The sequence below is a fragment of the Streptomyces sp. TRM64462 genome, from assembly GCF_013362995.1.
GTDB lineage: Bacteria > Actinomycetota > Actinomycetes > Streptomycetales > Streptomycetaceae > Streptomyces.
On the sequence record NZ_JABWDV010000091.1, the window covers coordinates 1 to 8,575 of the forward strand.

At 74.4% G+C, this 8,575-nt stretch carries 12 protein-coding genes; 7 read left to right on the forward strand and 5 right to left on the reverse strand.

Features of this window, described 5'->3' with window-relative positions; genetic code table 11:
- Both HTZ82_RS04450 and HTZ82_RS04455 read right to left on the reverse strand, forming a co-directional pair.
- Window positions 1-581, reverse strand: a 581-nt coding sequence (locus tag HTZ82_RS04450) for a polysaccharide deacetylase family protein (RefSeq protein ID WP_175407947.1), incomplete at its 3' end; no start/stop codon positions are given.
- Between the two features lie 32 nt (window positions 582-613).
- Window positions 614-1,438, reverse strand: a complete 825-nt coding sequence (locus tag HTZ82_RS04455; RefSeq protein WP_175407948.1) for a DUF427 domain-containing protein — start codon at window positions 1,436-1,438, stop codon at window positions 614-616.
- Between the two features lie 155 nt (window positions 1,439-1,593).
- Here HTZ82_RS04455 and HTZ82_RS04460 point away from each other — a divergent pair, with 155 nt between their 5' ends.
- The 7 genes from HTZ82_RS04460 to pqqE all read left to right on the forward strand — a co-directional run bounded on the left by HTZ82_RS04460 (window position 1,594) and on the right by pqqE (window position 7,065).
- Complete coding sequence (locus HTZ82_RS04460; RefSeq protein WP_175407949.1) at window positions 1,594-2,400, forward strand: aminoglycoside N(3)-acetyltransferase; 807 nt, start codon at window positions 1,594-1,596, stop codon at window positions 2,398-2,400.
- Between the two features lie 377 nt (window positions 2,401-2,777).
- Complete coding sequence (locus HTZ82_RS04465; protein ID WP_309235301.1) at window positions 2,778-3,851, forward strand: PQQ-dependent sugar dehydrogenase; 1,074 nt, start codon at window positions 2,778-2,780, stop codon at window positions 3,849-3,851.
- Window positions 3,852-3,884: 33 nt separating this feature from the next.
- Complete coding sequence (locus tag HTZ82_RS04470; RefSeq protein ID WP_175407951.1) at window positions 3,885-4,025, forward strand: pyrroloquinoline quinone precursor peptide PqqA; 141 nt, start codon at window positions 3,885-3,887, stop codon at window positions 4,023-4,025.
- 7 nt (window positions 4,026-4,032) lie between these two features.
- Complete coding sequence (gene pqqB / locus HTZ82_RS04475; RefSeq protein ID WP_175407952.1) at window positions 4,033-4,932, forward strand: pyrroloquinoline quinone biosynthesis protein PqqB; 900 nt, start codon at window positions 4,033-4,035, stop codon at window positions 4,930-4,932.
- Entirely contained in the window at window positions 4,929-5,654 is a 726-nt protein-coding gene (pqqC, locus tag HTZ82_RS04480; protein WP_175407958.1) for a pyrroloquinoline-quinone synthase PqqC, read from the forward strand. Before pqqB ends, pqqC begins: the two co-directional genes overlap by 4 nt.
- On the forward strand, window positions 5,651-5,926 hold the full coding sequence (gene pqqD, locus HTZ82_RS04485) for a pyrroloquinoline quinone biosynthesis peptide chaperone PqqD (RefSeq protein ID WP_175407953.1): 276 nt from the start codon (window positions 5,651-5,653) through the stop codon (window positions 5,924-5,926). The genes pqqC and pqqD overlap by 4 nt, the downstream gene beginning before the upstream one ends.
- Window positions 5,923-7,065 carry a pyrroloquinoline quinone biosynthesis protein PqqE gene (gene pqqE / locus HTZ82_RS04490; RefSeq protein WP_175407954.1) on the forward strand — a complete coding sequence of 381 codons (1,143 nt, stop codon included), beginning with the start codon at window positions 5,923-5,925 and terminating at the stop codon, window positions 7,063-7,065. The genes pqqD and pqqE overlap by 4 nt, the downstream gene beginning before the upstream one ends.
- Here pqqE and HTZ82_RS04495 read toward each other — a convergent pair.
- The 3 genes from HTZ82_RS04495 to HTZ82_RS04505 form a co-directional block, all read right to left on the reverse strand.
- Window positions 7,055-7,249 carry a hypothetical protein gene (locus HTZ82_RS04495; RefSeq protein ID WP_175407955.1) on the reverse strand — a complete coding sequence of 65 codons (195 nt, stop codon included), beginning with the start codon at window positions 7,247-7,249 and terminating at the stop codon, window positions 7,055-7,057. The two genes, pqqE and HTZ82_RS04495, sit on opposite strands and share 11 nt — an antisense overlap.
- Before the next feature lie 129 nt (window positions 7,250-7,378).
- Window positions 7,379-8,083 (reverse strand): ATP-binding cassette domain-containing protein, encoded by a 705-nt coding sequence (locus HTZ82_RS04500; protein ID WP_175407956.1) that lies wholly within the window; start codon window positions 8,081-8,083, stop codon window positions 7,379-7,381.
- Window positions 8,076-8,575, reverse strand: a 500-nt coding sequence (locus tag HTZ82_RS04505; protein WP_175407957.1) for an ABC transporter ATP-binding protein, incomplete at its 5' end; no start/stop codon positions are given. The genes HTZ82_RS04500 and HTZ82_RS04505, both read right to left, overlap by 8 nt.

Below are 8,575 nucleotides of genomic sequence, written 5' to 3' on the forward strand. Positions count from 1 at the left end.
TCGCCCGCCTTCAACGCGGGTGCGGGCGGCGGTGACTGGCCCCAGGTGGTGAAGTCGTGGGTCCAGGTGACGAGGGCTTTCGCGCCGCAGGCGCGGGCGGTGGCGCGGGTCTCCTCGTCGTATGCGCCGTAGGGCGGGCGGAGGAGCCGGGGGCTGTCCCCGAACTGCGCGAGGTGGCGGTCGCGGGCGCCGCAGATCTCGGCGCGCTGGGCGTCGGCGTCGAGGGCGCCGAGGTCGGGGTGGCTGAGGGTGTGGTTCTCGACGCGGGACGGGCCGTGGTCGAGGAGGGTCCGGAAGTAGCCGGAGTCGTATCCGTACGCTCCGGGGAGCAGGAACAGCGAGGCGGGCACCTGACGGTCGATGAGGAGCCGTGCGGCGGCGGGATCGTGGTACCAGCCGTCGTCGATGGTCAGGAAGACGACGGGTTCGTCCGTGGGGACGCGGGAGACGACGGGCACGGGTTCGGGCCACGGCGCGAAGCCGGTGAGCAGGATCCAGGGAACGAGCACGGCGAGCGCGGCACGCGCGGTCCGCACGACGGCACGGCCCGCGGCGCGCGTACGGGGTCTCGGTATCGGCATGCCCGAATCATTGGTTTAGACCAACTCTCGTGTCAAGACGCCCTGTTGAGGGTGGTGAAGTAGGTGACGGGGCGTTGGAGGGGCTGCTCGTCGACGGTCAGGTCCACGAACTCGTTGTAGAAGGCGATCATGCCGGTGATCTCGTGGGCCGCGGGGAGCGGGGCGGGGTAGCTCCAGGCGACGTTCGGGGGGACGTCGCCGGGGCCGGTCCAGGACCAGTAGTCGGTGGCCAGGCCCTTGTAGGGGCAGCGGGTGACGTGGTCCGTGGGGGTGAGGAGGTCGAGGCGGACGTCGTCGCGCGGGAAGTAGTAGCGGACCGGCAGACGGGTCTCGAAGAGGAGCACGGGGGTGCGTGTCTCGGCGACGGTCGTGCCCCCGATGGCGACCTGGACGTGGCGGCTGCTGGGGAGGGCGTCGACGCGTTTGTGCGGGTCGCGGGGGTGCACGAAGATCTCGGTCTCCTCCTCGTACCAGTGGTCGAGGGCGCTGCGGCCGAACCACTCGAAGGCGAGGTACCCGGCGAGGTCGGGGCCGGGCGGGGTCCAGGCCGCGTTCGGGGTGGTACCGCCCGCCACCACCAGGTCGTGGAACGCCGTGGCGCCCGGGTGGCGGCGGCCGGACGGGGGCTCGGCTGCCGGGCGCAGCAGGTCGGTGCGGACGTCCGCCTCCGGGAAGGCGTACAGCGGCACCGGCACGCCGGGCTCCCAGAAGAGGACCGGCCTGCGGCTGTCGACGACGGTCGTCGCGCCCTTCGTGGCGCGCACCCAGCGCTCGCTCGGTTCCCAGAGGACGGTGTCGTCGGGGAGTGAGGGGTAGCGGGCGACCCGGGGGTGAGGTCGCCGGGGCGATGTGCTCATGGTCCGGCCTCCGGGGCTCGGCGTGCCTCGCCGGTCTGTGCGGGACTCCTCTGTCGATGCTGCTCGCCCTGTCCGGCCGTCGCACCTCGGACACCCTTGAGCTTGGCTTCTTCTCGCGGCCGGTACGGGGGCTTCCGCCTCTACGATGAGCCGCCATGGACGAGGGGCGACTGACCACGGAGCTGGCCGCGCTGGGCGTCGGGGCGGGCGGTTTCCTGCTGGTGCACTCCTCCCTGCGGGCCCTGGGGCCGGTGGCGGGCGGGGGCGCGGCGGTGCTGCGGGCGCTGCGCGCGGCGCTCGGGCCGGGCGGGACGCTCGTCGTGCCGGCGTTCACGGCCCACAACTCGGACACGTCGGCGGAGCACCGGCAGCGGGTGCGGGGGCTCGGCGCCGCGGAGGCCGCCGCGTTCCGTGCGGCGATGGAGCCGTACGACGCGGGGCGTATGCCGTCGTCGGGGGTCGGGGTGCTGCCGGAGCTGGTCCGTACGGCGCCGGGGGCGCTGCGCAGCGCCCATCCGCAGACGTCGTTCGCGGCGCTCGGGCCGTTCGCCGAGAAGGTGGTGTCCGGGCACCGCGCGGACTGCCACCTCGGCGAGGACTCGCCGCTGGCCCGGCTGTACGACCTGGGGGCGCGGATCCTGCTGCTGGGCACCGGGTACGGCACGTGCTCGGCGTTCCACCTGGCCGAGTACCGGGTGCCGGCGCCGCCACGCCGTACGTACCGGTGCGTGGTCCGGGACGGGGCAGGGGCCGGGGGCGCTACCGGGCGGCGCTGGTGGGCGTACGAGGACGTGGCGCTGGACGACGGCGACTTCGGCGCGCTGGGCGCGGACCTGGAGGCGTCGGGCACGGTCGCGGTGCGGCGGGGCCGGGTCGGTGCGGCGGACTGCCGGGTCCTGGGGCTGGCCGACGCGGTCGACTTCGGCCGCGCGTGGCTGACGCGGAACCGGGTGGTGTCGTGACCGGCGGCGAGAGGGCGCGCGGATCGCGCGGGCGGAGCTGACCCCCGCAGCCGCTGGACTGCCGCGGCGGCTGCGGGAGGTCCATGGTCCGCCGATGCCCCGACGGGTGAACCCCAGTGGTCGGGCGGATGCATCGCGTCAAGACTCGTGACAGACGGTCGCGGCGCGTCGTCTGTGTCTGTCACTCCGGAGCCGTACGGACCAGCCGCGCCGGGACGGCTCGTCCTGCTCGGCCGACACGTCGGCCTGTCGACGCCTCACGCGCGCAGGCGGCCCCGAGAACGGAAGGGTTCGCAATGGCACAGTCACGGCGTCCGGTGCTGCATCACTCGCGCAGCCGCCGCGTCAGTCGCTCCCGCAAGGCCTCCCGTGGCGGCGTGGCCTCGCTCGCCGCCCTGGCGGCGCTCCTGGCCACCGGACCGGCGGCATCGGCCACGGAAGCGGGCGGCGGGGAGGCGATTCCCGACGGCGGTTCACCCGCTGCCGTCAGCGCCCTGTCCCAGAACTGGACCGGGCCCTGGTCGCTGTCCTTCCTGCCGGACGGCGACTCGGCGCTGGCGACCGAGCGCCACACGTACCGCGTCTTCCGGCTTCACCGCGACGGCCGCAAGACCCAGGTCGGCAAGGTGCCGCACACGGTCGCCGGCCCCGCGCGCCCCCACGGCAACGGCGGACTGCTGGGTGTCGCGCCCTCCCCCACCTGGAACGGCACGACGGACAAGCGCGTGTACTTCATGCACACGACGCAGACCGACACCCGTGTCGTGAGGATGGACTACGACGGCGCGACGCTCAGCGGCTACACCACCCTGGTCGGCGGAATCCAGCGCGGCGGCGACCACAACGGCGGCAAGATCGCCTTCGGCCCCGACGGATACCTCTACGTCGCGACCGGCGACGGCCGCGTGCCGGCCCTCGCGCAGGACAAGAACTCCCTGAACGGCAAGATCCTGCGGATCACCGCGTCCGGCGCCCCGGCTCCCGGCAACCCGTTCGGCACCCGCGTGTTCAGCTACGGCCACCGCAACCCGCAGGGGCTGGCCTGGGACCGCAACGGACGGCTGTGGACGGCGGAGATCGGCGAGGACACGTACGACGAGCTCAACCTGATCAAGCCGGGCGCCAACTACGGCTGGCCCACCTGCGAGGGGCCGTGCGGCACCGCGGGTATGACCGGCCCGAAGGCGGTCTGGAAGCCCGAGGAAGGGGTCCCGGCCCAGCTCGCCGTGGTACGGAACGTCCTCTACGTCGCGACACTGCGCGGCCAGCGGCTGTGGCGTGTCCCGATCAACGGGGACACCGACGCGGTCGGCGCGAAGACGGCGTTCTACCCGGGCACGTACGGCCGGCTGCGTGCCGTGGCGAAGGTCCCCGGTGCCGACGCGCTCTGGCTCGGCAGCGACAGGCGCGAGGTCGGCAAGGACGTCGTCCTCGAAGTGACCATCAAGTAGGCCCCCACCCATCGGAGAAAGGCAGGCACAGCCATGAACGAAACCGAGGAAGTCACGGAGCAGGTGGAGCCGGCGGCCGCGCGGACGGCGGACGAGACGGACTGGGAGGCCCCGGGGCACACCGTCGTCGAGACGGCGCTGGAAGTCACCGGCTACTACAGCGAATCCGTCTAGCCGGCCCATGCTGCTGCAGGTGCTCGGCACTGCCGCAGGCGGCGGACTGCCCCAGTGGAACTGCGCGTGCCCCGGGTGCTCCGGGGCACGCGCCCACCCGGAGCGGCGCCGCCGTCACGCCTCGCTCGCCGTCCAGGCGGGCGAAGGCACCTGGTACGTCGTCAACGCCACGCCGGACATCGGCGACCAGATCGAGGACGGGGCGGGGCTCCGCCCCGGGCCCGGGCGGCGTCGGACTCCGGTCGCCGGTCTGGTCCTCACGGACGCCGAACTCGACCACACCCTCGGCATCGCCCGGCTGCGCGAGGCGGAACGGCTCGAAGTGGTCGCGACGGCTCCCGTGCGCGAGGCGCTCATCGACCGTCTGCGGCTGGGCGCGGTGCTCGACCCGTACACGTCCGTGACCTGGCGCGAACTGCCCCGGCGCGGGGACGGACCGCTGGACGGCGGCACGTCGGCCGTGCGGATCAGCGCACTTCCCGTGTCCGGCAAGCGCCCGCGGTACGCCGCCGACGCCCCGGACGACGACGCCTGGGTCGTCGCGCTGCGCCTGTACGACACCGCCACCGGCGCGTCCGCCGTCTACGCCCCCGCCCTCGCCGCCTGGCCCGAACGCCTCCGGCAAGCCGCAGCCGAGGCCGACCTCGTCATCGTCGACGGCACCTTCTGGGACGACGAGGAGCCGCGGCGCAGCGGCATCTCCGACCGCACCGCCACCGGCATGGGCCACCTGCCCATCGACGGACGGGGAGGCACCGCCGAGCTCCTCGCCCCGCTGTCCGCCCGGTGCCTGTACACCCACCTCAACAACACCAACCCCCTCGTCGACCCGGCGGCACCGCAGCACAAGCGGCTCGCCGACCTGGGCATCGAGGTGGCCTGCGACGGGATGGTGATCGAGTGCTGACCACGCCGCTCACTCCGGTCGGCGACGCGCCCTGGAGCACCGAGGAGTTCGAGTCACGGCTCCGCGCGGTGCCCGATGAGCGGTACCACGACCGGCACGCCTTCAACATCCGTATGCACAGCGGCGCGCTCAGCCAGGCCGAGTTGCGCTGCTGGATCGCCAACCGCTTCCACTACCAACGCCACATCCCCGTCAAGGACGCGCTGATCACCGCCAAGCTGCCGACGTCCGCGCTGCGCCGCATGTGGCTGCGCCGCATCCAGGACCACGACGGCGTGGAGGAGGGCACGGGCGGTATCGAGCGGTGGCTACGCCTGGGCGAGGCGGCCGGCATCGACCGCGAGACGCTGTTGCGCGGCGACACCGTGCTGCCGGGCGTACGGCTCGCCGTCGAGGGCTATGTGAACTTCTGCCGCCTGCGGCCGCCCCTCGAAGCCGTCGCCGCGTCGCTGACGGAACTGACCGCACCGGACCTGATGCGCACGCGGATCGAGGCCTTCGAACGCCACTACCCGTGGATCGAACCGGACGGCCTCGCCTACTTCCGCTCCCGGGTCTCCCAGGGCCGGCGGGACAGCGCCGAGGCCCTCGGCCTCGTCCTCTCCTGGGCGTACACCCGCGAGGACCAGGAACGTGCCGTGGCGGCGCTCCGCTTCAAGTGCGACGTCCTGTGGTCGCTCCTCGACGCGGTGGCCCACGAGCACTGCCCGGAGGGGGCGTGAAGGGGCCGCCGTCCGCGGCCGACTGGCAGCCGGCCCTCTCACCGGTCGTCGTGCGCCGCCACGACCCGGTGCGGGGCGCGGACCTGCTGGTCGTTCCCGAGCGTGTCGTCGTCCTCACCGGCAGAGCCGGTCTCGTCGTCGGGCTGTGCGACGCGACCCGCACCGTGCGCGCCATCGTCGACGAGCTGGCCGCACGCTTCCCCGGCGCTCCGGTCGCCGCCGACGTCCCACCCTTCCTCGACCGTCTGCGAAAGGAGGGCTGGCTGCGATGACGTCCGCGGCGCCGGCCGGCACACCCGGCCGCCCCTGGGCCATGCTGGCCGAACTCACCCACGCCTGCCCGCTCCGGTGCCCGTACTGCTCCAACCCGCTGGAGCTCACGCGGCGGTCACGCGAGCTGACCACCGATCAGTGGACGGACGTGATGCGCCGGGCAGGAGCGTTCGGCGTCGTCCAGACCCACCTCTCGGGCGGTGAACCGCTGCTGCGGCCCGACCTGGAGAGGATCGTGGCGGCGGCGGACGCCGCCGGCATCCACACCCAGCTCGTGACGAGTGGCGTCGGTCTCGACGAGGCCCGGCTGACCGCGCTGAGCGACGCCGGCCTGCGCAGCGTCCAGCTGTCCGTGCAGCACGCCGACCCGGGCGCGTCCGACCGCATCGCGGGCCGCGCCTCCTTCGCCGCGAAGGAGCGTGCCGCCGCCCTCGTACGCGGGGCGGGGCTGCCCCTCGGGCTCAACGTCGTCCTGCACCGCCACAACCTCGACGCCGTCGACGCCGTCGTCGAACTGGGCGTGTCCTGGGACGTGGACCGCATCGAGCTCGCCAACACCCAGTTCTACGGCTGGGGTCTGCTCAACCGCGCCGCGCTGATACCCACGCGCGAGCAGCTCTCCCGCGCCCGGGACGCCGTCCGCCGATGGCGCGAACGGCTCTCCGACACGTCCGGGGGCCCCGGCCGGCCGGAGCTCGTCTGGGTCGTGCCCGACTACTTCGACGGCGTCGCCAAGCCGTGCATGGGCGGGTGGGGAGCCGTCTCGCTCACCGTGACACCCGACGGCACCGTGCTCCCCTGCCCGGCCGCGGCCCGGCTGCCGGGCCTGGATCCGCCCAACGTCCTGGACCGGCCGCTGGAGTGGATCCGGGACCACTCGACGGCGTTCACCCGCTACCGCGGCACCGCCTGGATGGCCGAACCGTGCCGAAGCTGCGTCCGGCGCGACGAGGACTTCGGCGGCTGCCGCTGCCAGGCGTACGCGCTCACCGGCGACGCGGCCCGTACGGATCCGGCGTGCGCGCTGTCCCCGGACCACGGGCTCGTCCGGGTGCCGGCCGATGAGGGCGCGGGCGGTGCGCCGCCGCCGTACGTGTTCCGCGGTCCGGGCGCGCTGGGCAGGCGGGTCACGGCTTGACGCTGCTGACCACGTCCGCCGTGGCCGACACCCCGTCGTAGATGGTCGGGGCGAGGCTCGTCCCGGCGAGGAAGAAGCCCAGCAGGGCGCACACCAGCGCGTGCGAGAGCTTCAGGCCGCCGCTGCGCAGGAACACCACCGCCAGGATCAGCAGAAGCACCACCACGGAGATGGATACGGCCATGTGTCACCCTCCTCGGCCCGGTGCCGCACAGGTCGGGTGCGGCGAGTTCGGCGGCCAGTCTTGCGGAGTGGCGGCGCCGTCCGGCCGTACGGCATGTCGGCCGAACGGGTAGGAATCCGTGCCGGGGCGTTACGCGGCGCCCGGCTCCCCGGCCCCGACGCCCGGCTTCGCCGGCTCGGCGTGCCGCGGGGCCGGCCAGTCGGCCGTGCGGTCGCACCAGCGTTCCAGGAGCACCCGGTCGTGGCCCACGGCCAGCAGGCCCGCGCCCGACTCCCGGCGGTAGTCCTCGACGACGGCGACCAGGGCGGCCGTGGTCGAGGCGTCCAGCATGGCCGTCATCTCGTCGCACACCAGCCACCGGGGCCGCAGCACCAGGGCGCGGGCCAGACAGGCGCGCTGGAGCTGGCCGTCGCTGACCTCGTGGGGGCGGCGGGCCAGCAGGTCGTCGGTGAGGCCGGTGCGGCGGGCGAGTTCGGCGGTCCTGAGCGGCACTTCGGCGCGGCGGCCGGTCGCCCGGAGCGGCTCGGCGATCAGGTCGTACAGCCGCAGCCGGGGGTCGGCGGACAGCCGGGGCTGCTGGAAGACGACGCCGATCGCGGTGCGCAGCCGGCGTGGGGCGCGGTGGCGCCAGCCCCGTACCTCCTCGCCGTCCACGGTGACCCGGCCCGCGTCGGGGCGGTGCAGCAGCGCGGCGACCCGGGCGAGCGTGGACTTGCCGCAGCCGCTGGGGCCGAGCAGGCCGACGGCCTCGCCGGGCGCGAGGGTGAGGGACACGTCACGGACGACGGGTGCGCGGCGGTCGTACCCGGCGGTGATGGCGTGGAGTTCAAGCACGGGCCGTCTCCTGGGCGCGGGGTGGGCGGGCGGCGTGGTGGCAGGCCACGCCGCCGGTGAGGCGCGGCAGCGTGCCGCACGCCTCGGTGGCGAGGCCGCAGCGCGGTGCGAAGGCGCAGCCGTCCGGGAGGGCGCTCAGCTCCGGCGGCATACCGGGGATGGGCGTGAAGTCCCGTTCCGGGAGGGCGGCGAGGAGGCCGCGGGCGTACGGGTGGCGGGGGCCCGGCTCGCTGAAGAACCGTTCGGCGTGGGCGACTTCCACGATCCGGCCCGCGTACATGACGGCCACCCGGTCCGCGACGCGCCGGGCGGCGGCCAGGTCGTGGGTGATGAGCAGCAGGGCGCGGCCGCCGTCGGCGTGGCGGCGCAGTTCGTCGGCGGTGCGGTCGACGAGGTCACGGTCGAGGCCGGTGGTCGGTTCGTCGGCGAGCAGCAGGGGCGCGTCCCCGACGAGGGCGAGTGCGGTGGCAGCGCGCTGGGCGAGGCCGCCGG